Origin of the sequence: Christiangramia flava JLT2011, assembly GCF_001951155.1 — a bacterium.
Lineage (GTDB): Bacteria > Bacteroidota > Bacteroidia > Flavobacteriales > Flavobacteriaceae > Christiangramia > Christiangramia flava.
Window position 1 is genome coordinate 1397385 of record NZ_CP016359.1, and the last position, 24460, is coordinate 1421844.

The following is a 24460-nucleotide window of genomic DNA, read 5'->3' on the forward strand; positions in this document are numbered from 1 at the left end:
ATTCGACCATTAATACAATAGTAGTGGCAAAATTCACCAAGACCCTGCTTCACAAGTTCCTGAGCTGGAAATCCAAGCACCTCACCCATCAGCAATTCCTGATGATGCTGAGTGCGATAATCGGTTTTGTAGCGGGATTGTTCGCTGTGATCATCAAAAACCTCACTCACCTTATTCAGCATTTACTGGAAGGAGAATTTATCGCAAATTATCACGAAGCTTTTTACTTCATTTTCCCGGTGATTGGCTTGTTGATCGTTTGGTTCATTATCAAATTCATTCTTCGGAAGAATGTTGGCCACGGAATTCCCACCACGCTATACGCCATTTCGAGACAGAAAGGGATTATGAAGCGGTTCCAGATGTATGCCTCATTGATCACAGCTCCAATTACAGTTGGTTTTGGTGGGTCTGTGGGACTGGAAGGCCCAACCGTAGCAACTGGAGCTTCGCTGGGTTCGAACATTTCGAGGATGTTCCTTATGAACCAGGCCTCACGCACCTTATTAATTGGCTGTGCCGCGGCCGGCGCCATGTCTTCCATTTTTAAAGCGCCTATCGCCGCGATCATTTTCGCAATCGAAGTTTTTAGCCTGGACCTCACTCTTGCATCATTATTACCATTACTACTGGCATCAGTTTCTGCGATTCTGACCTCTTATTTTTTCTTCGGAAGTCAGATTATTTTACCATTCGAGTTGCAGGATACCTTCCAGATTTCTGAAGTTCCTTTTTATATCATGCTGGGAATTTTAGCTTCGGTAACATCCATTTATTTTTCAAAAATATATTTTAACTCCACCAAAATGCTTTCCCGAATTACCTCGCCGTTTGCCCGGATGATGGTTGCGGGACTGGGACTTGGAGTACTGATTTATTTCATTCCGCCTTTGTATGGGGAAGGTTATAACGTCGTGAACAACCTCCTGCACGAAAACTACCTGCAGGCTTTGGGCACCAATTTTTTTAACGATTACCTGGAAAATATCTGGGTGGTTGTGGCCTTACTCGCTGGATTGGTCATTTTTAAGATAGTGGCTTCATCTTTGACATTTTCAGCAGGCGGTGTGGGTGGTATTTTTGCACCGGTAATGTTTATGGGAAGTGCCATGGGCCATTGCTTTGCACTAATCATGAACAACAGCGGATTGCTTCGAAACCCGATTTCGGTAAGTAATTTCACATTGGTTGGAATGGCCGGTTTGATGGCAGGAGTGCTTCAGGCACCCTTAACCGCGATCTTCCTAATTGCCGAACTCACGCACGGATACGAACTTTTTATTCCGCTCATGATCACCGCCGCCATCTCTTTTATGATTACTACGAAATTCCAACCACATTCGGTCTATACCATGGAGCTGGCCCAGCGCGGTGACCTGCTAACCCATAACAAAGATCATAATGTACTCACGCTGATGAATATTTCCAGGGTCATCGAGAAGAATTTTATCCCGCTGCATGTAGATATGAACCTGCGGGAGGTGATCCATGAAGGCGTGATCAAATCTTCCCGAAATATTTTTCCGGTGATAGACGATAAGCGGAATTTCATCGGGATTATTTTGCTGGACGACATCCGCCCGATTATGTTCGATGAAAAAATGTACGACGAGGTAAAGGTGAGTGATATCATGCAACGCGCTCCGGCAATCATTGATATTGAAAATGACCGAATGAAGGAGATCATGGCAAAATTTCAAGATAGCAACGCCTGGAACCTTCCCGTGGTTAAAGACGGGAAATATGTGGGGTTTATTTCCAAATCGAAACTGCTTACGGCGTATCGTCAAAAATTAATAGAATTTACTGTGTAGTATGAAAGTTTTCATGAAAATCTTCGGGATAGCTATTCTGGCAGCTATTGCAGTGGGCTTTTATTTCAGGCTCAGCGGTGATATTGCTACCGGCGATAAGATCATCGGAATCGCTGTTTTAGCGACCTCGTTTATACTGATGCCAATATTCCTGGTTGTGCGATGGAGAGGTAAAAGACTGAAGGACTATACGTTATCAGAGGAGAATATGAAGAAGATGCGAGATAAGGGTGTAGACTGAATTTTAAAATTTTATCTAAAAAAAATCTGATTTTCAGCGCTTTCTATTTATTATTATTTTATGTTTGTGCCTTATTAATAATTATTTTTATGCAAGGCACAGTTAAATTTTTTAATGAGTCTAAAGGTTACGGATTCATTACTAACAACGAAACCAAAAGAGACATCTTTGTACATGTTACAGGACTGAACGGAGAAACTATTCAGGAAGGAGATTCAGTTGAGTACGAAGAAACAGAAGGAAGAAAAGGATTGAACGCAACTCAGGTTCGCGTGATTGAATAATATATTTTTTCTGATTACAATGTAAAAGCCGCTTCTCAGCGGCTTTTCTTTTTTATCTCTTCTCTATAATATTACTTTGTTGATTTTTCCAGCCGTTCTCCCACTCCCTTCAGCATGGTGCTGGTCATTTTTTCAAGGTCATAATCGTGTTTCCAACCCCAGTCGCTTCTAGCCTGCGAATCATCAATACTCGAGGGCCAGCTTTCTGCGATTTGTTGGCGGAAATCAGGCTCGTAACTGATCTCAAAATCTTTCAGGTGTTTCTGAATCTCTTTCGCAAGCACTTCCGGAGTAAAGTTAATAGCCGCAAGGTTATAGGAAGAACGGATACTGATCTTTTCCGAAGGAGCCTCCATGATATCGATAGTAGCTTTGATCGCATCATCCATGTACATCATCGGTAGTTCGGCATCTTTTGCGAGAAAACTCGTGTAAGATTTGTTTTTTAAGGCTTCGTGGAAGATCTCGATCGCATAATCGGTTGTCCCGCCACCCGGTAAAGTCTTATAACTAATAATCCCAGGGTAACGAATGCTTCTTACGTCCACCCCAAATTTACGATGGAAATATTCACACCATCTTTCTCCAGTTTGTTTACTGATTCCGTAAACCGTAGTGGGTTCCATCGCGGTGATTTGTGGCGTCTGGTCTTTTGGGGTTGTAGGGCCAAAAACTGCAATACTGGATGGCCAGAAAATTTTATCTATCAGCCCTTCTTTTCCCATTTCTAAAATATGGAACAAACTGTTCATATTCAGGTTCCAGGCCTTCATCGGTGCTTTTTCAGCAGTTGCGCTAAGCATGGCTGCCATTAGATACACCTGGTTGATCTCATATTTTTTTACGACAGCCCTGATCCCGGGTTCATCAGTAGCATCAAGGATCTCGAATGGCCCGGATTGCATCAGCTCCTCTGCCCCTTCACGAATATCACTTGCTACCACCGCTTCCGCTCCGTGGATCTCTCTCAATTTCAAAGTTAGCTCGGTTCCAATCTGGCCACAGGCGCCAATGATCAAAATCTTATCTGCCATAAATAAAAATTTGTGCAAATATATTCAATTACGCAGAGGAAATCGTAACATTTAAGTGTATTACAACAGGTTTTTTAGAAATTATTCAACACAATCTGGCATCTGGATTTTCAGTTATATTAGATAACTTTGTAAGGAACGAAACTTCAGGAATGAGAAATTCAATTTTCATCTTTTTCATACTTCTGGTGCTGGCCAGCTGCAAAAGTGAACCTCAGGATACCCAGGACCCCAACGCGGCAAGTGATTCCATCGCTTTTCAAAAACCACTGGTATTGCCACAACAGGAAGTCAAACTCGATTCTACTCCAAGGAATATTGCCCTGAAATGGGTGGAATTCATCACTGCGGAAAATGAGATCAGGAATTTGCGTGGTTCAAAGGTTATTGACGTGGCCGACAAAGCCCCCGCAATCACGGAGATCATGCAGTCTTTAAAAGCCTCACTGCCAGATACGTTGCGATCAAATGCGGTGGAATCCAGGCTTACCGTGGTCCTCACCAAGTCCTTACTACTGAAACAATTTGCGGGTCAGCGGGAGCCAGACGCTAAAAAGATCGAACAAACCACCACCGAACTATATTCAGAATTCAACAATTTAAAGCGCCAGATGAACGAAAAATTCCTGAAAACCCTGGAAGATTTCGAAGAAGAACTGGATAAGTTCGAGGAAGAAGAACGAAAACAACGGGAACTGGATAGTATCAACCAATTGAAAACCAACGACAGTCTCCAACAAAACAGCCAACAATGAAAACGAAAATCAGCATTATAACCGTATTACTGGTACTTTTTGTCCTGCCAGGCAAGGCACAAACACGTAAAACCGATCTACAGCTGGTACAGATCCAGAATAAGATCGAAGCCAGCATCAATCAATGGCACCGATCGGCAGCCAAAGCCGACTTTGACGCCTATTTCAACCTGATGACTTCCGATGCCATTTTCATCGGCACCGACGCTACGGAAAACTGGAATGTAGAAGAATTTAAAAATTTTAGCAAGCCTTATTTTGACAAGGGAAAAGCCTGGGCCTTTACACCTATCGAACGTCACGTCTATATTGACGGGAATAAAAAGACCGCCTGGTTTGACGAATTGTTAGATACCCATATGGGAATTTGCCGTGGTTCAGGTGTCATGAAAAAAGAAGACGGAACCTGGAAAATTCAGCATTACGTACTTTCAATCGCCGTACCCAATGAAAATGTAGATCGTCTTACCGAAATGAAAAAGGATTTTGATGCAAATCTCATTCAAAAACTAACCAATAATTAAACCTTTTCCTTAATTTTCCATCCAAATCCCGTAAACCGATTCAGTTTCTTTGGTTTACAGGAAAATTTTAAGAATTACCGAGCATTAAAAAACCAATTAGTAAACAATGAAGAAAATAAGCAGTTTGCTGTTTTTGTCGGTTTTTGCCACGAGTCTGTTCACGGCTTGTGACGATGACGACAAGAAAACAGAAGAAAAAGAAGAGCTACATGGTATCAACCTGGCTTACATGGATACCACTACCAGCCCTAAGGAAGATTTTTTCCGTTACGTGAACGGAACCTGGCTGGATTCTACTGAAATTCCCGAAGACCAGACAAGATGGGGAAGTTTCAATGAACTTAGAAAACAAACAGACGATGATGTGCTGGCTGTTTTGAACGGCGCCATGAAAAATGACAGTCTGGACCCAGCTTCAGATGAAGCAAAAGCTGTGAAACTCTATGAAAGTATCATGGATACGGTTTCCAGAAACGAACAGGGCGTGAAGCCACTTCAGCCATATCTTGCCAAGATCGACTCTATCCAAAACAAGGAAGATCTTCAGAAATTCCTGATCGATATGAGTGAATACGGTAGCGCCGGCTTCTTCTCTTTTGGTGTTCGTGCCGATAGAAAAGACAGCAACATGAACGTGGCCTATCTTAACCCATCTGGATTGGGGCTTCCTGACAGGGATTATTATGTAAAAGATGATGCCGATTCTAAGGACAAGCGTGAAAAATACAAGGCCTACATCGCTGAAATGCTTCAGTATTTAGATTATTCCGAAGAAGATGCCAAAACAGAAGCCGATAAAATACTGGCTTTTGAAACCAGTCTTGCCGAGCCGCAAATGGACAAAGTGGAACGTCGCGACGCGCGTAAAACGTACAATCCAACTTCGATCTCGCAACTTCAGAAAAACGTTCCGGCTATGAACTGGAAAGCTTATTTTGAAGGAATTGGCGCCAAAGATCTGGATACGATCGTAGTGTCACAGCCTGGTTACATGAAGGCGCTTCAGCAATTGCTGGCCAAAAATTCCGTAGAAGACTGGAAAGCTTACTTGAAATGGAACCTTTTCAATGACGCCGCTCCAGCCCTGACTACAGAACTGGAAAGAAAGAACTGGGAATTCTACGACAAGACCCTTCGTGGCGCGCAGCAGCAGCGACCACGGGATGAAAGAGCGTTGCAAACCGTGAACAGAACGCTCGGCGAAGCGCTCGGAAAACTGTATGTAGAGCAGAATTTCCCGCCGGAAGCCAAGGAAAAAGCACAGGAAATGATCGGGAACATCGTAAAAGCTTACGAAAACCGAATCAACAACCTGACCTGGATGAGCGAGGATACCAAGAAAAAAGCTTTGGAAAAACTGAGTTCTTTTACCGTAAAGGTAGGATATCCTGACAAGTGGAAAGATTACAGTGAACTGGAAATTGCCAGCCCGGAGGACGGCGGAAGTTATTTCCAGAACATGCTGAACGCTCAGAAATGGAGAGTGGCTGATAATCTGGCCGATCTTGGACAACCTGTAGACAAGACTGAATGGTATATGCCGCCTCAAACGGTAAACGCATACTACAACCCAAGTTTTAACGAAATTGTATTTCCTGCAGCCATTCTTCAACCGCCATTTTATGATTACAAAGCTGATGCTGCCGTGAATTACGGCGGAATTGGTGCCGTGATTGGCCACGAGATTTCTCATGGTTTTGACGATAGCGGTGCTCGTTTTGATGCAGAAGGAAACCTGAACAACTGGTGGACAGATGAAGACCTGAAGCAGTTTGAAGAGCTAGGCGGAAGCCTTGCCGATCAGTACAGCGCGATCGAGGTAGCTGATAGTACTTTCATCAACGGAAAATTCACCTTGGGTGAAAACATCGGAGACCTTGGCGGTGTCAATGCTGCCTACGACGGACTTCAAATTCATTTAAAAGAACATGGTGATCCAGGAAAGATCGACGGCTTTACTCCGGAACAACGATTTTTCCTATCCTGGGCAACTGTCTGGAGAACCAAAATGAGAGACGAGGCTTTGAAAAACCAGATCAAGACCGATCCTCATTCTCCGGGAATGTACCGCGCGTATGTTCCACTTCAAAATATCGATGCATTCTATGATGCTTTCGCGATTGAAGAAGGCGACCCGATGTGGGTAAAACCGGAAGAGCGAGTTCGAATCTGGTAAGGTCAAAACCCGTTCAATAATCTTAAAGCCGGAAAATCTTCCGGCTTTTTTCATTTATTAACCTGAATATTAGCTAATTTCCCGTTTATTTCCAGATGATGAAAAAATTACTGCTATTACTTTTATTAGGATTACTGTTGAATTCCTGCCAGCACAAAAAAGATCATTTTGACTGGTTAACAGGAAACTGGACCCGTATGAACGAAGCAGAAGGCCAGGTTACCCGGGAAATGTGGAAAAAAATTTCAGATAAAGAATACCAGGGTTTAGGTTTTACGCTCCAACAGCAGGATACGGTTTTCAAAGAAGAAATTGCGTTGCTGCAGGAAAATGAAAATTGGGTCTTCCGCGTGACCGGCGTGCAGGAAGAGCCGGTAGACTTTCCGTTATCCTCCTTCAATGATTCTGAATTCATCGCTGAAAATGCACAAAATGAATTCCCAAAAAAGATCCATTATAAAGCTGAAAATAGGCAACTGATCGCCACTATTTCTGCCGGGGATGAAGAGGGAATTAAATTTATTTTTAAAAAAGACGGGCTCTAGAAATACAGGAAGGCGTTCTGGATATGCTCTACTTTTGAATTGCCTTTATTCAGCACGATCGCCAAAATATCAAACCTGATATCCAGCTCCAGTTGATTCTCTTCTGCATAATGATTCATCACCTTCAGCAACCGCTTGATCTGTTTCGGCTTCACAAATTCTTCGGGATTGCCAAAATTAGCCGTGCTTCGGGTTTTCACTTCGATCGCCACGAGCGTTTGGTCCCTTTGCGCGATAATATCTACCTCAGCCTTCTGGTACCGATAATTGCGCTCAAGGATCTCATATTCCTTCAGCATTAGATATTCCACTGCCAGATTTTCGCCTTCTTTTCCTAAAAGATTATGATCTGCCATAGAGTTAAATGGAATAATTGATCATGATCGATGAGACTTTCAGGTTCATAGACTCAATTTCCCCGGGGCTGGCCTTGATAATATGATCACCGTAATATTTATTTCCCGGCTCATTTTCAGGGCTCAGGAAAACGCGGAGTCCGCTTTTTTCGAGTTTTCCGCCATTCCAAAGCACCGCACCGCTATAATCCCATCCGAAGCCATAAAAGGAGATATCCTTTCCGTTCATTTTAGTCAGTTCGGCATAGGTGGTACCGATATCGATCCCGGTATCAGATTTCCATTGGCCATTCCCTGAAAACCGGATATCATGGATCTTTGATTTTCCCCGATCTTCCCAGGTGATATGCAGCTCATCTTCCGTTCCCGGATACAAAATGGTATAGGCCCGCTCCACGGTTCCTTCTTCATACATTTCTGAACCTTCCTCGATATTTGCATCTGCGTAACGCTGGCTTATTTCCATGGCGTTCAAACTCCCAAGATTTTCTACCGTAAACTTGGCATTCGGGTTGGAAGTTGCTTTTTTTGCACTGTTACAGGCCACAAGACCTACAAAGAGTAGTAAGAATAGCTTTTTCATTTTGCTCACATTTAGAGTAAAAGTAGAAAGTTATTGATGCGAACTACTGCCTTTTACAAGAATTTAACGCGTAATCGGGCGTCTTTGCTTAACTTTGCGGCACTTAAAATTTAAATAAAGAATGACCCAAAATCCTCAGCGATATACCATTACAGCAGCCCTTCCTTACACGAACGGGCCTATTCATATTGGTCACCTTGCCGGCGTGTATGTCCCGGCTGATATTTACTCCCGGTTCCTAAGAATGCAGGGCCACGATGTGGCTTTTGTTTGCGGAAGTGACGAGCACGGTGTGCCAATTACGATAAAAGCTAAAAAAGAGGGTATTACACCGCAGGATGTGGTTGATAAATATAACGGCATCATAAAAAAGTCTTTTGAAGAATTTGGGATCAGTTTTGACAATTATTCCCGTACTTCTGGAAAGACGCACCACGACACCGCTTCTGATTTTTTCAGAAAAATGTACGAAGACGGAAAGTTTATTGAAGAGACTACCAAACAACTGTACGATGCAGAAGCAGGACAATTTCTGGCTGATCGTTTCGTGACCGGAACCTGTCCAAAATGCGGCAATGAAGAGGCTTATGGTGACCAGTGCGAAAAATGTGGAACTTCACTGAACGCAACCGATTTGATCAATCCAAAATCGACCATCACCGGCGCTGTTCCCACTTTAAAAGAAACCCGTCACTGGTTCCTGCCGCTGGATCAATACGAAGACTGGCTAAAAGAATGGATCCTGAAAGGTCATAAAGCCGACTGGAAAAGCAATGTGTATGGACAGGTAAAAAGCTGGATCGATGACGGCCTTCGTGCCAGAGCAGTGACACGGGATCTGGACTGGGGAATTCCTGTTCCTGTGGAAGGTGCCGATGGAAAAGTGCTGTATGTCTGGTTTGACGCGCCCATCGGCTATATCTCGTCCACCAAAGAATGGGCAGAAAGAGAAGGCAAGGATTGGGAACCATACTGGAAAGATGAAAATACCAAGCTGATTCATTTCATCGGGAAAGACAATATTGTTTTTCACTGTATCATTTTCCCGGTAATGCTAAAGGCGCATGGAGACTATATTCTACCCGAAAATGTACCGGCCAATGAGTTTCTGAACCTGGAAGGCAATAAACTCTCTACTTCCAAGAACTGGGCGGTATGGTTACACGAATACCTGGAAGATTTCCCGGAACAGCAGGATGTTCTGAGATATGTACTTACCGCCAACGCACCCGAAACCAAAGACAACGACTTTACCTGGAAAGATTTTCAGGCCAGAAATAATAATGAACTGGTCGCGATCTTCGGAAATTTTATAAATCGTGTGATCGTGCTCACCAACAAATATTACAACGGGGTAATTCCACAGCCGGAAGCATTTCTGGAAATTGATGAAAAAACCATCGCCGAACTTAAAGCCTATCCTGCAGTAATCGCCAGTTCTATCCAAAAATACCGTTTTAGAGAAGCACAGGGAGAATTGATGAATCTTGCCAGGCTTGGTAACAAATACCTGGCAGATGAAGAACCGTGGAAAGTGATCAAAGAAGACGAGGCTCGTGTAAAAACGATCATGTACGTCGCCTTGCAAATCGCTTCAGCGCTGGCAACTCTTAGCGAACCATTCCTGCCGTTCACTTCAGCAAAACTTAAGAAAATGCTGAACCAGCAAGAAGAAATTTCAGAAATCCCTGCATGGGATAAAATCGAAACTCAGAAAACCTTACTTCCTGCGGGACACCAGATTGGTAAAGCTGAACTGCTGTTCAGCAAAATTGAAGATACTGCGATCGAAAAACAATTAGAAAAACTTCAGGCTACCAAAGCCGCCAACGAAATGGAAAATCAGAAAGCCGAACCTCAGAAAGATCTTGCTACATTTGATGATTTCACCAAAATGGACCTGCGTGTAGGGAAAATTCTGGAAGCTGAAAAAATGCCGAAAACCAAAAAGCTGATGAAGCTGAAGGTCGACACGGGAATTGATCAACGCACCATCGTTTCCGGAATTGCGGAGCATTTCAGTGCCGAAGAGATCATTGGAAAACAGGTCACCGTTTTGGTCAATCTTGCCCCACGTGCTTTGCGCGGCGTGGAAAGCGAAGGAATGATCCTGATGACTGAAAATGCAGAAGGCAAACTGGTTTTTGTGAATCCTGATGGTGAAAATGTGAAGGCGGGAACGATCATTTCCTAATCATTTTGGATGCTCAAGATTGCCTATCATCCAATCTATAAACATCCGCTGCCGCCGGGCCACAGGTTTCCAATGGAAAAATATGAGCTGCTGCCGCAGCAACTCTTGCATGAAGGAACCTGTTCCGAAGAAAATTTTTTTGAACCGCAGTTTCCGGATGAAAAATACATTCTTGCTATTCATGATCGCGATTATTTCCGAAGACTTAAAAATTTAGAACTGGACCGGAAGGAAGTCAGAAAATCTGGCTTCCCTCTTTCCCAGGTTCTGGTAGATCGGGAACAGATCATCGCAGATGGAACGATCAAAGGCGTTCATTATGCCTTGGAAAACGGAATCGCCATGAATATCGCCGGTGGCACCCACCATGCATATTCCGATCACGCGGAAGCTTTTTGCCTGCTGAATGACCAGGCTATTGCCGCCCAGTATCTCATCGACCAGTCTCTTGCAAAAAAAGTTCTCATTGTTGACCTTGACGTGCACCAGGGAAATGGCACCGCTGAAATTTTTCAGAAAAACGATCAGGTCTTTACTTTTTCCATGCACGGGAAAAGTAATTATCCTTTTAAGAAAGAGCGCTCAGATCTGGACATTGCCTTACCAGATCAAACTGGAGACGAAGAATACCTGAAAATTTTAAAAGCCACCTTACCAAAACTCATCGAACAGCAGCAACCCGATTTTATTTTCTATCTCTGTGGTGTGGATATTCTTGCCACTGATAAACTCGGAAGACTGGGATGTAGCGTACAGGGCTGCAAGGAGCGAGACCGCTTTGTACTGCAAACGATACATGATCGCAACATTCCTCTGCAGTGCAGTATGGGTGGAGGATATTCCCAGGACATCAAGATCATAATCGACGCTCATGCCAACACGTATCGCCTGGCACAGCAGATTTATTTCTAAAAAATTCTGAATTACGCAATCGATTTACTGAATTTTTAAATATTTTATCGATATTAGGTAAAATATCAGAAATTTTAGAATCGAACAGTTTTCATGAATAAAAAATCACACGCTAAAAGATACTGGCAAGAAAATATTAAATATCTCTTCATCCTGCTGAGTATCTGGTTCCTGGTTTCCTTTGGAGCCGGCATCCTTTTCAAAGATTTTCTGGACCAGTTTCACCTGGGAGGATTCAAGCTTGGTTTCTGGTTCGCCCAACAGGGCTCTATCTACATTTTCGTCATTCTCATTTTCGTATACATCCGCCTGATGAATCATCTGGATAAAAAATATGGCTATGACGAATAACCCATTCAAAAATCGATAATATGAGCGTACAGGTTTGGACGTGGATCCTGGTTGGGATTAGCTTTGCATTATATTTTGGCATCGCGATTTGGGCAAGAGCATCTTCCACAAAAGACTTTTATGTTGCCGGTGGTGGTGTGTCACCTTTAGCCAATGGAATGGCCACTGCAGCCGACTGGATGAGTGCAGCCTCTTTTATTTCGATGGCCGGGATCATCTCCTTTAGTGGCTATGACGGCTCTGTTTACCTTATGGGTTGGACCGGGGGTTACGTTCTCCTCGCCCTGCTGCTTGCTCCTTATCTTCGGAAATTTGGAAAATTCACCGTTCCCGATTTTATAGGAGATCGTTATTATTCAAACTCTGCCCGAACTATCGCGGTAATTTGCGCACTGATTGTTTCCTTTACCTATGTAGCCGGACAAATGCGCGGAGTTGGAATTGTCTTTTCACAATTTCTTCAGGTCGAAATAACCAACGGAGTGCTGATAGGCATGGCCGTAGTGCTTACCTTTGCATTTCTCGGCGGAATGAAAGGTATTACCTATACACAGGTCGCTCAATACTGCGTCCTGATCTTTGCCTTTATGGTGCCCGCCATCTTTATTTCGATTCAAATGACTGGAAATCCCCTGCCTCAAATTGGCATGGGTGGCCGGGTTGAAGATGGCACCTTCCTACTGGAAAAACTAGACAGCCTGCATACACAACTCGGTTTTAAAGAATACACCAGCGGAAGTAAATCTACCTGGGATATTTTCGCGATTACTTTGGCACTCATGGCAGGAACCTCAGGACTTCCCCATGTTATTGTTCGATTTTTCACCGTTCCCAGAGTAAAAGACGCAAGAAAATCTGCCGGGTATGCCCTTCTGTTAATTGCGATCTTATATACAACAGCCCCGGCAGTAGCAGTATTTGCCCGGACCAACCTGATCAATACTGTAAACGAAACGGCGTACAGCAATATTCCAGACTGGTTCAAGAATTGGGAAAATACCGGCCTTATTTCCTGGACTGATAAAAATAATGACGGAAAGATCCAGTACCGAAATTCCGAAGCCGTTGAAGGCAAACCCATTTTTACAGAAGAGCGGGGAGCTGCCGGTAACCGACTTGTAAGAAACGCTACCAGTTCTGAAAACGAATTATATGTTGATCGTGACATTATGGTCCTGGCAAATCCTGAAATCGCACGACTTCCAAATTGGGTGATCGCATTAGTAGCAGCCGGCGGACTGGCAGCAGCACTTTCCACCGCCGCAGGACTTCTTCTTGTGATTTCCACTTCGGTATCCCACGACCTCATCAAAAAACAACTGAAACCTGATATTTCTGATAAAGGTGAATTAATCGCAGCCAGGATCAGTATTCTGGTAGCCGTGATCGTCGCCGGGATTTTTGGCATTTATCCCCCGGGATTTGTCGCTGCCGTGGTGGCCCTCGCTTTTGGACTTGCCGCAGCATCATTCTTCCCTGCAATCGTTTTGGGTATCTTTGATAAACGCATGAATAAACAGGGTGACATTACCGGGATGATCGCCGGGATGAGCCTGATGCTTTTTTATATGATCCGCTTTAAAACCGGTCTAGTGGGAATTATGGAACCTTTGCCCGCTTCGGAATGGTGGTTCGGAACTTCTCCCGAAGGCTTTGGTGTAATAGCCATGCTCGTTAATTTCGTGCTCGCCATAACTATTTCCCGACTTAGTCCCGCACCACCGGAAGATGTTCAGGAAATCGTTGAAAACATCAGGATTCCCAATGGTGCAGGAAAAGCGCAGGAACATTGATTCATTCCGAAAATCGAACCAGGATCAAAATCAAACTGAGAAACTTTTTCCCAAAAATTATTTTCCGAGTAACAGAATCTCATTACAAACAACTTCGGTAATATAACGCCTTATACCATCCTTGTCTTCATAACTCCTGCTGGTGAGCTTACCTTCGATTCCCACTTCTTTACCCTTCGGAACATAATTTTCGATCAGTTCTGCGGTCTTGCCCCAGGCAACAATATTGTGCCACTGGGTATCAGTAATTTTTTCTCCTTTGGAATTCTTGTAATTTTCATTGGTCGCGATGGAAAACTTGGCCAGTTTCTTTCCAGATTCCAAATTCACGATTTCAGGATCATTCCCTACATGTCCAATCAGTTGTACGGTGTTTCTTAAAGTGCTCATAACTAAAGAATTTTTTGCAGCTGAAAATCATTCGTTCATTTCAGCGAAACAAAGATGCTTCAGCAATAAGTTTGAAGTTGTATTTCAAACATTTGCTTACGTTTAAATTCGTTTACAAACGTTTAAAAACGATTTTTAGACTGGGATTCAACAATTTAAAATTTAATGCGGTTTTTAAACTGGAAGCAGTATTTTTAAGGCTTCAATCTAACATGCCATGAATAATAGAAAAGTAAGTAACAATTTTAGAATCTATCACCGTTACCTCGGTTTTTTCCTCGCGGGAATTATGGCCGTTTACGCCATCAGCGGGATCGTGATGATCTTCAGGAATACTGACGCTTTTAAGGTAGAGAACACCGTGGAAAAGCAACTTCCACAGGACATCAGCGAAAACCAACTGGGAAAGGAATTGCGGATCAGAAATTTTAAAGTAGCGAAAACCGAGGGGCAGAAAGTCTATTTTGAGCAGGGAGTTTTTGATCGCTCTACGGGCACCGCCACCTATACTGAAAAACGTCTTCCGGTGATACTGGAAAGCATGACCAAATTCCATAAAGCAACCACCGATAAACCCCTGTTTTTCCTCAATATTTTCTTCGGACTGTCGCTGCTTTTCTTCGTGTTATCCGCTTTTTGGATGTTCCTGCCGTCCACCAAAATCTTTAGAAAAGGGATCATTTTCACCATTGCAGGGATCGTACTCACCCTTATCGTTCTACTGGTCTAGTGTCTATTCGCGCGGCATACAATTCCTGGGCAGAGCAATACGATTCTAATAAGAATCGCACGCGCGATATGGATGAGGAGATCACAAAAACTAGGCTTTCTGCACTTCAGTTTGACCATGTTTTAGAGATTGGCTGTGGAACGGGCAAAAATACCCGGTTTCTGGTTACGCGCGCTCAGCACATTACGGCTGTTGATTTTTCAGAAGAAATGCTCTCCATTGCCAGAACCAAAATTCTGAAACCCGAAGTAGAGTTTCTTCAGGCGGATATAACGCAGAAATGGAACTTTGGAGAAAGGAAGTACGACCTTGTGACTTTTAGCCTGGTTTTGGAACACATCGAAAACCTGGACTTCATCTTTTCCGAAGCCAGTAAGACCTTAAAACCGGGAGGCCATATTTTTGTCTCAGAACTCCATCCTTTCAAACAATATGCGGGGACGAAAGCGCGCTTTCATAACGGCCATGAACTACAGGAACTGCAAACTTACCAGCACCATGTTTCCGATTTTATCCACAGCGCTGAAAAAGCCGATTTGCAACTTCAATCCCTGCAAGAACATTTTGATGAAGACCGGCAGGAGCTCCCGCGACTGCTCAGCCTAATTTTTCAGAAGATATGATCGCGAAGACGCCAGAACCTCCCTATTACGCTGTAATTTTTACTTCTTTGCGTACCGATGAAAATGACCAGGAATATGGCGAGATGGCGCAAAAAATGCTGGAATTGGCTATTCACCAGCCGGGTTACCTTGGATTTGAATCGGCAAAATCTGCAATTGGGATCAGCGTTTCTTACTGGAAAGACCTGGACAGCATCAGGAACTGGAAAAGTCATTCTGAACACCTGCTCGCGCAAAAACTGGGTAAATCTACCTGGTACGAAGCTTATAAGGTAAGAATTGCCCTGGTGGAACGCGATTACCGGTTTTAATTTCCAGTCTTTCGAACGCAACCTTTTGAAGTTCAAAGCATCTATAATTTGAACCAACAGAAACTTCCAAATATGTGTTTCAGGAGCAACTGTGAATCTGAACATAAAAAACCAACTAATCATGTTAGCATTACTCTTTGAAATTTTAACGGCTATTGCAAGTTTTATCCTGCCGTAACCCACCTAAACCCAAACCTTAAGATTGAAAAATGAAAAAATTCCAATTCCTTTTCGCCCTTGTTTTTGTCGTTTTTATGAGCTGTGACAGTTCTGATGATTGTTCAGATTTTGCCTGTAATTCTGGTCCTGCTGGTTTTATAATCGAGCTGGTAGATAGTGAAACCGGCGAAAACCTTTTTACCAACGGAACCTTTGAAGAAGACCAGTTAAACCTGGTGAAAACTTCGGAAGATGGGGAAGGAAGCTGGAGTTTTATTTCTGAAGATGACGTGAACCTTCTTTCTATTGCCACTTTTGAAGGCGTGACCTATTCCGTTCAAATTTCCGGCGAAGAAGTTTTCCAGGTTGCTGTCGATGCGGAAGGCGTTACTGAAGATTGTTGCTTTTACACGCAGGTGAATGATTTTGAAATCACCGGCGCGGATGTAGAACAGGATGCGACTACTTATGTTTATAAGGTCAAACTGTAGCCCGATTCGATTTTTCTGAAGTATTTTTTCTGGTCATAGCTAAAAGATTGCGAGCAGGTTATGTGCATATTTTGTATATTCAAGTATGAAAAACACCTGTGCGGAATGCGGTGAAACCCTGATGGGCAGAACCGATAAAAAATTCTGCAGTGATTATTGCCGGAATAGCTTTCACAACCGGAGCAACAAAGAATCTTCAGCCATGATCAGGAAAGTAAACAAGATCCTGGCCATGAACTACCGGATTCTGGAAAAACTGAATCCGGAAGAAAAGACCTCGGTTCCCAGGAAAAAACTGGAACAGGAAGGCTTCAATTTTGAATATTTTACCAGCAATTACATCACGAAGACCGGCAATCAGTATTTTTTCGTCTACGATCAGGGTTACCTGAAACTGGAAAACGAATTTTACGCACTGGTAAAAAAGAAAATATGAAAACTTTTTTCCGAAGCATCCTTGTACTACTTACGATCATACTTGTTTCCCAGCATATGAACGCGCAATCACTAAAAGATTATCAATGGAAAAACCGGCTGGTGGTAGTTTTTACCGATACGATTTCCAATCCCTCGTACAGGGAACAGTTAGAGATCCTGAACAAAGAAACACCACAATTCGAGGAGCGAAAACTGCAACTGATCCTTGCCGTCCCCGGTAAATATCGGGAGATCTTTCCTTCCACTTCTGGCTGGGTACCTGATCCCGAATTATATAAATATCGCAAAATGGCTTCGGAAGATTTTGAAGTCCTGCTGATTGGCCTGGACGGTGGCGTCAAGCTACGACAGGCCTCCCCCTTCACTACCAAACGCTTATTTTCTACGATCGATTCCATGCCCATGAGGCAGGCAGATATCAGGAAACAGGGACGAAGGTGACACCCGTGCTGCTTTTTACCTACGGAACGCTTCAGCAGGAAACTGTTCAACTGGAAGTCTTCGGAAGAAAATTAAAGGCTTGGCCGGACGAACTCCACGGATTTGAACGGCGTTTCATCCGTATTCCCGATGAAGAATCTGGCACCGAATACCCCATTCTTTACCAATCTGAAACAAGCGACTCTATCATCAAAGGCAGCCTTTATGAAATAGAAGAACAGGAATTACTAAAAGCAGACGCTTATGAAGGCGAAAACTATCGCCGCATAAGGCTTGATTTGAAATCTGGAAAAAGAGCCTGGGTATATATTGGCGTCTAATATTGCCAGTTGTGCGCTTTCAGGGTGAGCGCTGCTCGCATGACATCCCGCTGACTGATCTGCCCGATGAGTTTTCCGTTTTCAACGATTGGAAATCTTCGGAATTTCATTTCAATGAATTTTTTAGCGGCATCCAGCACGTTCATATTGCCATCTATGGTTTCCACGCGGCAATTCATGCGTTTGCCAACCGTGAGATCTTCCATAGGCATGTTATAATAGCGACTGTCTGAAACCTGCTTCATGCAGTCCCCTTCTGAAATGATCCCGATCAATTCATTTTGATCATTGATCACGCAGCCTCCCGAAATGTTATGGCGAATTAGTTTATCCATCACATCCAGGATGTGTTCATTTTCCGTAAAGGTCACCAGGTTAGAACTCATATAATCTCTTACCAACATCGGCGCTTCGGCGGGTTTCACCGGCTCTGCCCGGCGACCCATAAAACTTTTAATTCCCATAATTATAACTTTTTGATTGCTAACCTATTAAATATACGAAATTTTGAAAAAATTATGATTTTATTAAATTATTCATCAAAAGCCTAAAAACTTATTTAACTTTAAATCAGTTCAAAACCCACTGATGAGTAAGAGATTAACCGGCCTTCTGGCCTTTTTACTATTGATCCTGGCTGTTTGGATCAGTTTTAATTTTGATCAGTCTAATTACCATTCCGGCGAGAGCATGACGGCAACGGCCTTTTCGACTGATAGAGCCCTGAAACATATAGAAAAAATTGGAAGCATCCCCCATTATGTAGGCAGTGCTGCACATAGTGAGATGCGAAATTATATCGTAGACCAGCTTCAGGAAATGGGATTGGAAGTCCAAACGCAGGAAGGCTATAACCTGGATGCCCGTGGTACGCTGGTGCTGCCTGAAAACATCCTGGCCAGGATCAAAGGTTCCGGCAATGGCAATGCGCTTATTTTGATGACACACTACGATAGTGCGCCGCATTCTTCTAATGGAGCCAGTGATGCGGGGAGCGGCGTGGCTACCATTTTGGAAGGGCTACGGGCGTTTCTTGAAAAAGAAACACCGCATCAAAACGATATTATCATCCTCTTTACAGATGCTGAAGAGTTAGGTCTCAACGGCGCCGAACTATTTGTAAAAGATCATCCCTGGGCCAGGGATGCTAAACTGGCACTGAACTTTGAAGCGCGAGGCAGTGGCGGCAACAGTTTTATGTTGCTGGAAACTAACGGAAGCAATTCCCGGCTAATCAAGGCTTTTAAAGCAGCAAACCCAAAATTCCCGGTCAGCAACTCGCTGGCCTACAGTATTTATAAAATGCTTCCAAACGATACTGATCTTACGGTTCTGCGAGAAGATGCGAATATCAACGGCTATAATTTCGCTTTTATAGATGACCATTTTGATTATCATACCGCGATGGATCTTCCGGCACGACTAGATCGTTCCACGTTGAAACAGCAGGGTTCTTACCTGATGCCTTTACTGGATTATTTTAAAGATGCTGACCTTGATAAGCTGAACAGTGATCGCGATCTGATCTACTTTAACCTGCCGTTTGGTGAATTTGTGACCTATCCATACGACTGGATCATTCCCATGCTCATCGTCGCCATCTCGGCATTTATCCTGCTGCTTATCTACGGAATGCGAAGACAGGCCTTTAAAATTGGTGATATTTTCTTCGGATTTCTTCCTATGTTGATAAGTCTTATCGCATCGGGTATCGGGGTCTGGTTGTTTTGGAAAGCCTGCCTGTTCCTGTATCCGGGATATGATGAAATTCTTCAGGGTTTTCCCTATAATGGTTATAATTACCTGGCTGCCGGCATCCTCCTGGCAATCGGGATCTGCTTCTACGTTTACCATCTTTTTAGGAAAAAAAGCGGCGGAAAAAACCTTTTTATCGCCCCCCTGCTATTATGGATCATCGTCTGTGCCCTGCTATCGGTTTATTTAACGGGCGCATCCTATTTCCTGCTACCGGTATTTTTTGGACTCATCCAGCTATTTGTCATGATCAGGCAGGAAAAACCCAACCGGGCATTGATGGCATTGTTATGCTTTCCTGCAATCGTCCTGATCGCCCCATTTGTATGGAGCCTTCCGGTGGCACTCGGACTAAAAATGCTTTTTGCTTCCGGAATTTTAGCGGCGCTGCTGTTCCTGTTGCACATTCCTGTTTTCGGCTATTTTAAAAAACTGAAAACCTTCGGAACGCTTTGCCTCATCGCTTTCGCTGTACTGGTAATCATTGCACATTTTCGGTCAGGTTTTAATGAGAACCGCCCGAAGCCCAACAGCCTCGTATATGTGCAGGATTTAGATGAAAAAACGGCTAATTTCTATTCTTATGACCATATTTCAGATGACTGGACGGAAAAAATTTTTGGTGATGACCCGCAGGTACATACGAATCCCGAATCAAATTTCAGCAGTAAATATGGCAACGGATTCACATTTTCAGCTGAAGCTCCCATGATCGACCTTCCGCAGCCTTCGGTCATCCTTTCAGAAATCGAGAACGATACCGCCAATATTAGTCGGTATTCCATGAAAATCGCACCGAACAGGCCGGTCAATCGCATCGAGATCTACGAGTTGAACGACATCAATTTCCAGGATTTCAGCGCCAACGGACTCGCTGCTGGCTCGCTTAAAAAAGCCGAAGAAACCTACCATGTGCACGGCAAAAGGTGGCAGGAACGCGTGCTCACCTACTATGTAACCAACCGCGATACGTTAAGCCTGGAATTCAGTTTTGAAAACAGGCCAGATCATAAACCAAAATTCGTAATTTACGAGTCGGCATACGACCTGATAGGAAACAGGGAACTGGGAGTGGAGAAAAGGCCTAAAGGAATGATTCCGAAGCCATTTATCCTGAACGATGCCACTATTTTAAAGAAAACTGTAAGTCTGGAAAAAGAATGAGAATCGCGATACTGGGATGCGGATGGCTGGGAATTGAACTCGCTAAAAAATTAAAGAAAGAAAATCACGAAGTTAGGGGCTCGGTGGCCAATATCGAGAATATGGCAAAACTGCGGGAAGCGAAGATCATCCCCTATAATATTAAGCTTTTTGAAAAAGGCGTTCAGGGTGATATTCGTTCTTTTTTTTCAGGTTGTCACGTGATTATTGTTGCTGTTCCGCCGGGGCTGAGAAAAAATCCGAAGGTCAATTTTGTAAAAAAGATGCGCAAGGTATTGCCTTATGTGGAAAAAGCCGATCCACAGAAGATCATTTATATCAGTTCCACCGGGGTTTATAAAGACGAACCCGGTTTCCCGGAATATGATGAAAACGCGTCCACCAATAATTCCAGTGATAAAGCTATCCAGCTGCGCAATGCTGAACTATTGTTCCTGAATCATAAAAACTGGAATATTTCGGTGGTACGTTTCGGAGGTTTATTTGGAGGCGACAGGCACCCTGTAAAATACCTTGCTGGCAAAAAAGAACTGAAAAATCCTGATGCTCCGGTGAATCTGGTACATCGTGAAGATTGCATTAATGCGCTGGAAAAACTGATCGGTCTCAAAAAAGATCATTCGGTTTGGAATGTCGTCTACCCCGAACATCCTACGCGCCGTGATTATTACCAAAGGGAGGCCAGGGAAAAAGGCTTGGAAATACCGGAATTTCTTGAAAACAAGAAACAGAAAGGAAAGATCATCAGCTCCAGGAAATTGATCGATTTAGGCTTTAAATTTCAGCATCCTATTTAACATAAGCTTCCGCATACGCCGACCAGATCTCGTACATATCTTCGCCTTTGGAACTTTTTCCCGAGTGATGCCATTGCCCGTCTTTCACTTCATAGTGGAATTCCAGCCTGGTTCCTACCCGATTCTTATCCCTGGAAAACGTATCGATCATTTCCTCATATTTTCCATTTTTTGCAGTATAAGTTCCGGCACCACTACCAAAAAATTCACCGGTTGCTGAATTAAAAGCCACCCACTGAAAACGCTCACCTCCTAAAATTTTAATGGTCCTCCTGTCACCCGGGGTCATGGTATTCATTTCTCCATTGCGCTGCCGCCCGGTAATCACCCAGTTTCCTGAAAGATCATTGGCTGAGCTGGATAGACGTTGCCACACCTCTTCTTCAGCCCCGTGATTGATCCTGATTTGATCTGCTGAAACAAAGCTGAGTTTAGAATCGAGTGTATCTCCCACAAGTGCGGGTTCGCGGGTGTCAAAATCGATTAATTCCCGATAGTCCCTGGTTTGAAATTCGCCACCTTTAGCCCAAAGGAATTCGTTATTGGTCGTATTCTTGGCGGCTTCGGAAAAATAGTTATCCTGATAGATCCTGACAGCCTGCGTATCCTGAACGGGGCTACCATTTCGCTGGGTCAATATCCAGGAGCCTTCCAAAGTCTGCGCAGAAAGCAATACAGGAAAAAACAGGAATATCGCAATATAGAACTTCTTCATAATCGTAAATTTCTGATTATGATAAAGTTAAAAATATTACGAAACAGAAAGGTTAAAGCTTTGGTAAGTTACTGCTGTTCTTTTCCATATTTATCATATTCCGGATACAGGAAATTATTGTATGGAAAACGCGTGATATGGATCTGTCGTACCGCTTCGTAAACTTTTCTTCGGAAGTCTTCCATGTTTTCCTTATTGATCGCCGAGATAAACAATACATCATCTCCCATCCTGTTCATCCAGGTCTTTTTCCATTCTTTTAGGCTGTAGTGCGCAGAGGTTCGCTCGGTCACCAAGTCGTCATCATCGATCTCTTCCGGTCTATAGGCGTCAATTTTATTGAAGACCATAAGGGTTGGCTTATCCAGAGTATCGATCTCGCGAAGGATCTGGTTTACCGAATCGATATGTTCTTCGAAATTTGGATGAGAAATATCCACGACGTGTAAAAGCAGGTCTGCTTCCCGCACCTCATCCAAGGTCGATTTAAAAGACTCTACCAGCTGGGTTGGCAGTTTTCTGATGAAACCTACAGTATCTGTCAACAAAAAAGGAAGATTTCGAATCACCACTTTTCGAACGGTAGTGTCCAGTGTGGCGAACAATTTATTTTCAGCAAAAACTTCGCTTTTACTAATTACGTTCATCAGCGTGGATTTCCCAACGTTGGTATACCCCACTAAAGCGACACGCACGAGCTGGCCGCGATTTCCTCGCTGCACTTCCATTTGCCTGTCGATGGTTTCCAATTTCTTCTTCAACAGAGCAATTTTATCCCGAACAATACGACGGTCGGTCTCAATCTCTGTTTCTCCGGGACCTCGCATCCCGATACCTCCACGCTGGCGCTCCAGGTGCGTCCACATCCCGGCCAGCCTGGGGAGTAAATATTCATATTGGGCAAGTTCCACCTGTGTTCTCGCATAACTGGTCTGCGCGCGCTGGGCGAAAATATCCAGAATTAGACCAGTACGGTCAAGAATCTTACATTTCAGGATCTTTTCCACGTTTTTTTGCTGCGCAGGAGTAAGCTCATCGTCAAAAATTACAGCACCGATCTCATGCTCCTTCACAAATTCACGTACTTCTTCCATCTTTCCCGTACCAATGAAGGTCTTGGGATTTGGCATATCCATTTTCTGAGAAAACCGTTTCACGACTTCACCGCCTGCGGTGTAGGTTAGAAATTCCAGCTCATCCAGGTATTCTTCCAGTTTATCGGCGTCCTGTTCACGAGTTACGATCCCTATGAGAACGGTTTTTTCGTATTGTAAATCGGTCTTTTCAATCATACCTGCAAAGGTATAGAATCGGCTGGAAACTGCTGTAACTTCAACATTTATTTAGGATTTTTTAGCAGTTGATTTTCAGATTGAAAAATTAATTACATTCGTAAGCGTTTTGGACCAGATCGAGCAAAATCAATCGATCTCTAAAATTCCGCTAACGCTACTTCCATGAAACAATTTTTTATTTTTTCCTTTCTGATAGTATCCTTTTCAGGACTGAGGGCGCAGAAGGAATTGCAGGTCACAATTACACCTGATCTGCCACTGAGTACCAATTTTTATATTTCCGAAATAATCGATGCCAGGCCGCTGAAGGAAAATATCGGCGTAGCTCAACGAGGAATGTTCAACAAACAGGTTTCCGCGCAGTTTTCGGAAGATTTCATTCCACATTTACAGTCTTATTTTAATGGGCTTCTTCCTTCCGAAGCCTCCAAAACGCCGTTGATACTGAAGGTGCACCAGCTATACATTTCCGAGCGCACCGCAGCGATGTCTGAACTTGGCAGCTGTGACGTAAATCTTGAATTTTTGAAGGAGGAAAACGGCCGGCAATACTCTTTAGGCCAGTTTTCCAGCAAAGTAGAAAATGGTGGCCTGGATGTAACGGCAGGTCACGATAAACGCATCAGGCAGGCCATCCAGGAATGCATAGAGCAATTCGCCATGAGTAATTGGGACGATTTAGAAGTTAAAAATGTTTTGGTACAGAACGAGCAGCATTTTCAGCCATTGGAAAATTTAAAAAAAGGGCTGTACCATCATTTCGGGGAACTGAAAAGCAACTCCCCAAAAACCGATATTCCGTATTATTCCAAAATGATCTCCCAGTCTAAAAAAGCACAGCATTATCAGGTTTTTGAAAGCAATAAGAAAAAGCGCATCAAAAATCTTTTTGGATATTCTGATGGCACTCATGTTTACCTGAATGCCTCGCGATACACACAGGGCGAATATTTCATTCAATCCAAAATGATTGGCAGGTATATTTATTTTGAAGACCAGTATGCCAGTTCTGCCGCGACCGCAGCCGGTGGACTGGCAGGAACGCTCATATCGATGCGGCACCTCGGAATTATCCTGGATACCCAGACCGGCATTACCACCGTTTTGAACAATCGCAATATGGAGTTGTTACTGGAGGATTATCCATTTCTGAAAGAAGCATACGCGCAGACCGATAAATCCATTGAGGCAGATCGATCGATGATCGAAAAGATCAACGAACACGAAAGTTTACGCACCTTATAAAGCTAAAAATCCCAGCGAATTGCC

The 24460-nt window shown here is 43.5% G+C and carries 28 protein-coding genes; 21 read left to right on the forward strand and 7 right to left on the reverse strand.

The window, feature by feature from the left end:
* The first annotated feature begins 23 nt into the window (after nucleotides 1–23).
* The 3 genes from GRFL_RS05920 (at nucleotide 24) to GRFL_RS05930 (ending at nucleotide 2339) form a co-directional block, all read left to right on the forward strand.
* Nucleotides 24–1814: a chloride channel protein gene (locus GRFL_RS05920; protein WP_083643734.1), complete on the forward strand. Its 1791-nt coding sequence runs from the start codon at nucleotides 24–26 to the stop codon at nucleotides 1812–1814.
* Between the two features lies 1 nt (nucleotide 1815).
* On the forward strand, nucleotides 1816–2055 hold the full coding sequence (locus GRFL_RS05925; protein ID WP_169833968.1) for a hypothetical protein: 240 nt from the start codon (nucleotides 1816–1818) through the stop codon (nucleotides 2053–2055).
* A gap of 89 nt (nucleotides 2056–2144) precedes the next feature.
* Complete coding sequence (locus GRFL_RS05930; RefSeq protein ID WP_083643735.1) at nucleotides 2145–2339, forward strand: cold-shock protein; 195 nt, start codon at nucleotides 2145–2147, stop codon at nucleotides 2337–2339.
* 71 nt (nucleotides 2340–2410) lie between these two features.
* Here GRFL_RS05930 and GRFL_RS05935 read toward each other — a convergent pair whose 3' ends face one another.
* Nucleotides 2411–3373, reverse strand: coding sequence for an NAD-dependent epimerase/dehydratase family protein (locus tag GRFL_RS05935; protein WP_083643736.1), 963 nt, complete (start codon nucleotides 3371–3373; stop codon nucleotides 2411–2413).
* A 152-nt stretch (nucleotides 3374–3525) separates the two neighbouring features.
* Here GRFL_RS05935 and GRFL_RS05940 point away from each other — a divergent pair, with 152 nt between their 5' ends.
* The 4 genes from GRFL_RS05940 (at nucleotide 3526) to GRFL_RS05955 (ending at nucleotide 7373) form a co-directional block, all read left to right on the forward strand.
* Entirely contained in the window at nucleotides 3526–4128 is a 603-nt protein-coding gene (locus GRFL_RS05940; RefSeq protein ID WP_083643737.1) for a hypothetical protein, read from the forward strand.
* A complete protein-coding gene (locus GRFL_RS05945; protein WP_083643738.1) occupies nucleotides 4125–4652 on the forward strand; it encodes a nuclear transport factor 2 family protein in 528 nt (175 codons plus the stop codon). Before GRFL_RS05940 ends, GRFL_RS05945 begins: the two co-directional genes overlap by 4 nt.
* 106 nt (nucleotides 4653–4758) lie before the next feature.
* On the forward strand, nucleotides 4759–6828 hold the full coding sequence (locus GRFL_RS05950) for a M13 family metallopeptidase (RefSeq protein ID WP_083643739.1): 2070 nt from the start codon (nucleotides 4759–4761) through the stop codon (nucleotides 6826–6828).
* Between the two features lie 95 nt (nucleotides 6829–6923).
* The gene (locus tag GRFL_RS05955; RefSeq protein WP_157492995.1) at nucleotides 6924–7373 is read left to right on the forward strand and encodes a DUF6265 family protein; all 450 of its coding nucleotides are present in this window, start codon (nucleotides 6924–6926) and stop codon (nucleotides 7371–7373) included.
* On the opposite strand, the gene GRFL_RS05960 is transcribed toward GRFL_RS05955, so the two are convergent.
* Nucleotides 7370–7729, reverse strand: coding sequence for a YraN family protein (locus tag GRFL_RS05960; RefSeq protein WP_083643741.1), 360 nt, complete (start codon nucleotides 7727–7729; stop codon nucleotides 7370–7372). The genes GRFL_RS05955 and GRFL_RS05960 overlap by 4 nt on opposite strands.
* A gap of 4 nt (nucleotides 7730–7733) precedes the next feature.
* The gene (locus GRFL_RS05965) at nucleotides 7734–8312 is read right to left on the reverse strand and encodes a hypothetical protein (RefSeq protein WP_083643742.1); all 579 of its coding nucleotides are present in this window, start codon (nucleotides 8310–8312) and stop codon (nucleotides 7734–7736) included.
* A gap of 121 nt (nucleotides 8313–8433) precedes the next feature.
* Here GRFL_RS05965 and metG point away from each other — a divergent pair, with 121 nt between their 5' ends.
* The 4 genes from metG (at nucleotide 8434) to GRFL_RS05985 (ending at nucleotide 13562) form a co-directional block, all read left to right on the forward strand.
* Complete coding sequence (gene metG / locus GRFL_RS05970) at nucleotides 8434–10506, forward strand: methionine--tRNA ligase (RefSeq protein WP_083643743.1); 2073 nt, start codon at nucleotides 8434–8436, stop codon at nucleotides 10504–10506.
* 9 nt (nucleotides 10507–10515) lie between these two features.
* Nucleotides 10516–11418, forward strand: coding sequence for a histone deacetylase family protein (locus tag GRFL_RS05975; RefSeq protein WP_083643744.1), 903 nt, complete (start codon nucleotides 10516–10518; stop codon nucleotides 11416–11418).
* A gap of 93 nt (nucleotides 11419–11511) precedes the next feature.
* The gene (locus tag GRFL_RS05980; protein WP_083643745.1) at nucleotides 11512–11769 is read left to right on the forward strand and encodes a DUF4212 domain-containing protein; all 258 of its coding nucleotides are present in this window, start codon (nucleotides 11512–11514) and stop codon (nucleotides 11767–11769) included.
* A gap of 20 nt (nucleotides 11770–11789) precedes the next feature.
* Complete coding sequence (locus GRFL_RS05985) at nucleotides 11790–13562, forward strand: sodium:solute symporter family protein (protein WP_083643746.1); 1773 nt, start codon at nucleotides 11790–11792, stop codon at nucleotides 13560–13562.
* A 57-nt stretch (nucleotides 13563–13619) separates the two neighbouring features.
* On the opposite strand, the gene GRFL_RS05990 is transcribed toward GRFL_RS05985, so the two are convergent.
* On the reverse strand, nucleotides 13620–13952 hold the full coding sequence (locus GRFL_RS05990) for a single-stranded DNA-binding protein (protein ID WP_083643747.1): 333 nt from the start codon (nucleotides 13950–13952) through the stop codon (nucleotides 13620–13622).
* Between the two features lie 217 nt (nucleotides 13953–14169).
* On the opposite strand from GRFL_RS05990, the gene GRFL_RS06000 reads away from it, so the two are divergent.
* The 7 genes from GRFL_RS06000 to GRFL_RS06030 all read left to right on the forward strand — a co-directional run bounded on the left by GRFL_RS06000 (nucleotide 14170) and on the right by GRFL_RS06030 (nucleotide 17465).
* On the forward strand, nucleotides 14170–14682 hold the full coding sequence (locus GRFL_RS06000; protein ID WP_083643749.1) for a PepSY domain-containing protein: 513 nt from the start codon (nucleotides 14170–14172) through the stop codon (nucleotides 14680–14682).
* Nucleotides 14682–15305: a class I SAM-dependent methyltransferase gene (locus GRFL_RS06005; RefSeq protein WP_083643750.1), complete on the forward strand. Its 624-nt coding sequence runs from the start codon at nucleotides 14682–14684 to the stop codon at nucleotides 15303–15305. Before GRFL_RS06000 ends, GRFL_RS06005 begins: the two co-directional genes overlap by 1 nt.
* On the forward strand, nucleotides 15302–15616 hold the full coding sequence (locus tag GRFL_RS06010; RefSeq protein ID WP_083643751.1) for an antibiotic biosynthesis monooxygenase family protein: 315 nt from the start codon (nucleotides 15302–15304) through the stop codon (nucleotides 15614–15616). The genes GRFL_RS06005 and GRFL_RS06010 overlap by 4 nt, the downstream gene beginning before the upstream one ends.
* Nucleotides 15617–15825: 209 nt before the next feature.
* A complete protein-coding gene (locus GRFL_RS06015) occupies nucleotides 15826–16266 on the forward strand; it encodes a hypothetical protein (protein ID WP_139839188.1) in 441 nt (146 codons plus the stop codon).
* A gap of 85 nt (nucleotides 16267–16351) precedes the next feature.
* On the forward strand, nucleotides 16352–16702 hold the full coding sequence (locus GRFL_RS06020) for a hypothetical protein (RefSeq protein ID WP_083643753.1): 351 nt from the start codon (nucleotides 16352–16354) through the stop codon (nucleotides 16700–16702).
* Nucleotides 16699–17145, forward strand: a complete 447-nt coding sequence (locus tag GRFL_RS06025) for a DUF4174 domain-containing protein (protein ID WP_083643754.1) — start codon at nucleotides 16699–16701, stop codon at nucleotides 17143–17145. Before GRFL_RS06020 ends, GRFL_RS06025 begins: the two co-directional genes overlap by 4 nt.
* On the forward strand, nucleotides 17142–17465 hold the full coding sequence (locus GRFL_RS06030; RefSeq protein ID WP_206601047.1) for a gamma-glutamylcyclotransferase family protein: 324 nt from the start codon (nucleotides 17142–17144) through the stop codon (nucleotides 17463–17465). Before GRFL_RS06025 ends, GRFL_RS06030 begins: the two co-directional genes overlap by 4 nt.
* Here GRFL_RS06030 and GRFL_RS06035 read toward each other — a convergent pair.
* Complete coding sequence (locus GRFL_RS06035; protein WP_083643755.1) at nucleotides 17462–17929, reverse strand: CBS domain-containing protein; 468 nt, start codon at nucleotides 17927–17929, stop codon at nucleotides 17462–17464. The two genes, GRFL_RS06030 and GRFL_RS06035, sit on opposite strands and share 4 nt — an antisense overlap.
* Nucleotides 17930–18053: 124 nt before the next feature.
* On the opposite strand from GRFL_RS06035, the gene GRFL_RS06040 reads away from it, so the two are divergent.
* Complete coding sequence (locus GRFL_RS06040) at nucleotides 18054–20384, forward strand: M28 family peptidase (RefSeq protein ID WP_083643756.1); 2331 nt, start codon at nucleotides 18054–18056, stop codon at nucleotides 20382–20384.
* Nucleotides 20381–21181 carry an NAD(P)H-binding protein gene (locus GRFL_RS06045; protein WP_083643757.1) on the forward strand — a complete coding sequence of 267 codons (801 nt, stop codon included), beginning with the start codon at nucleotides 20381–20383 and terminating at the stop codon, nucleotides 21179–21181. Before GRFL_RS06040 ends, GRFL_RS06045 begins: the two co-directional genes overlap by 4 nt.
* Here GRFL_RS06045 and GRFL_RS06050 read toward each other — a convergent pair.
* Complete coding sequence (locus tag GRFL_RS06050; protein ID WP_083643758.1) at nucleotides 21174–21896, reverse strand: hypothetical protein; 723 nt, start codon at nucleotides 21894–21896, stop codon at nucleotides 21174–21176. The two genes, GRFL_RS06045 and GRFL_RS06050, sit on opposite strands and share 8 nt — an antisense overlap.
* Nucleotides 21897–21964: 68 nt before the next feature.
* Complete coding sequence (gene hflX, locus GRFL_RS06055; RefSeq protein WP_083643759.1) at nucleotides 21965–23188, reverse strand: GTPase HflX; 1224 nt, start codon at nucleotides 23186–23188, stop codon at nucleotides 21965–21967.
* 165 nt (nucleotides 23189–23353) lie between these two features.
* Between hflX and GRFL_RS06060 the strand changes: the two genes are divergently transcribed.
* Nucleotides 23354–24436 (forward strand): hypothetical protein, encoded by a 1083-nt coding sequence (locus tag GRFL_RS06060; RefSeq protein WP_083643760.1) that lies wholly within the window; start codon nucleotides 23354–23356, stop codon nucleotides 24434–24436.
* Nucleotides 24437–24460 lie beyond the last annotated feature (24 nt).

What these genes read in the sequence shown, in the direction of transcription:
- GRFL_RS06000 (WP_083643749.1), top strand. Translation starts at nt 14,170, where the DNA reads ATGAATAATAGAAAAGTAAGTAACAATTTTAGAATCTATCACCGTTAC.
- GRFL_RS06025 (WP_083643754.1), top strand. Translation starts at nt 16,699, where the DNA reads ATGAAAACTTTTTTCCGAAGCATCCTTGTACTACTTACGATCATACTT.
- GRFL_RS05930 (WP_083643735.1), top strand. Translation starts at nt 2,145, where the DNA reads ATGCAAGGCACAGTTAAATTTTTTAATGAGTCTAAAGGTTACGGATTC.
- GRFL_RS06015 (WP_139839188.1), top strand. Translation starts at nt 15,826, where the DNA reads ATGAAAAAATTCCAATTCCTTTTCGCCCTTGTTTTTGTCGTTTTTATG.
- GRFL_RS06050 (WP_083643758.1), bottom strand. Translation starts at nt 21,896, where the DNA reads ATGAAGAAGTTCTATATTGCGATATTCCTGTTTTTTCCTGTATTGCTT.
- GRFL_RS06045 (WP_083643757.1), top strand. Translation starts at nt 20,381, where the DNA reads ATGAGAATCGCGATACTGGGATGCGGATGGCTGGGAATTGAACTCGCT.
- GRFL_RS05990 (WP_083643747.1), bottom strand. Translation starts at nt 13,952, where the DNA reads ATGAGCACTTTAAGAAACACCGTACAACTGATTGGACATGTAGGGAAT.
- GRFL_RS06040 (WP_083643756.1), top strand. Translation starts at nt 18,054, where the DNA reads ATGAGTAAGAGATTAACCGGCCTTCTGGCCTTTTTACTATTGATCCTG.
- GRFL_RS05955 (WP_157492995.1), top strand. Translation starts at nt 6,924, where the DNA reads ATGATGAAAAAATTACTGCTATTACTTTTATTAGGATTACTGTTGAAT.
- GRFL_RS06010 (WP_083643751.1), top strand. Translation starts at nt 15,302, where the DNA reads ATGATCGCGAAGACGCCAGAACCTCCCTATTACGCTGTAATTTTTACT.
- GRFL_RS05960 (WP_083643741.1), bottom strand. Translation starts at nt 7,729, where the DNA reads ATGGCAGATCATAATCTTTTAGGAAAAGAAGGCGAAAATCTGGCAGTG.
- metG (WP_083643743.1), top strand. Translation starts at nt 8,434, where the DNA reads ATGACCCAAAATCCTCAGCGATATACCATTACAGCAGCCCTTCCTTAC.
- GRFL_RS06035 (WP_083643755.1), bottom strand. Translation starts at nt 17,929, where the DNA reads ATGGGAATTAAAAGTTTTATGGGTCGCCGGGCAGAGCCGGTGAAACCC.
- GRFL_RS05965 (WP_083643742.1), bottom strand. Translation starts at nt 8,312, where the DNA reads ATGAAAAAGCTATTCTTACTACTCTTTGTAGGTCTTGTGGCCTGTAAC.
- GRFL_RS05935 (WP_083643736.1), bottom strand. Translation starts at nt 3,373, where the DNA reads ATGGCAGATAAGATTTTGATCATTGGCGCCTGTGGCCAGATTGGAACC.
- GRFL_RS06020 (WP_083643753.1), top strand. Translation starts at nt 16,352, where the DNA reads ATGAAAAACACCTGTGCGGAATGCGGTGAAACCCTGATGGGCAGAACC.
- GRFL_RS05980 (WP_083643745.1), top strand. Translation starts at nt 11,512, where the DNA reads ATGAATAAAAAATCACACGCTAAAAGATACTGGCAAGAAAATATTAAA.
- hflX (WP_083643759.1), bottom strand. Translation starts at nt 23,188, where the DNA reads ATGATTGAAAAGACCGATTTACAATACGAAAAAACCGTTCTCATAGGG.
- GRFL_RS05925 (WP_169833968.1), top strand. Translation starts at nt 1,816, where the DNA reads ATGAAAGTTTTCATGAAAATCTTCGGGATAGCTATTCTGGCAGCTATT.
- GRFL_RS06060 (WP_083643760.1), top strand. Translation starts at nt 23,354, where the DNA reads ATGAAACAATTTTTTATTTTTTCCTTTCTGATAGTATCCTTTTCAGGA.
- GRFL_RS05950 (WP_083643739.1), top strand. Translation starts at nt 4,759, where the DNA reads ATGAAGAAAATAAGCAGTTTGCTGTTTTTGTCGGTTTTTGCCACGAGT.
- GRFL_RS05945 (WP_083643738.1), top strand. Translation starts at nt 4,125, where the DNA reads ATGAAAACGAAAATCAGCATTATAACCGTATTACTGGTACTTTTTGTC.
- GRFL_RS05940 (WP_083643737.1), top strand. Translation starts at nt 3,526, where the DNA reads ATGAGAAATTCAATTTTCATCTTTTTCATACTTCTGGTGCTGGCCAGC.
- GRFL_RS05975 (WP_083643744.1), top strand. Translation starts at nt 10,516, where the DNA reads ATGCTCAAGATTGCCTATCATCCAATCTATAAACATCCGCTGCCGCCG.
- GRFL_RS05985 (WP_083643746.1), top strand. Translation starts at nt 11,790, where the DNA reads ATGAGCGTACAGGTTTGGACGTGGATCCTGGTTGGGATTAGCTTTGCA.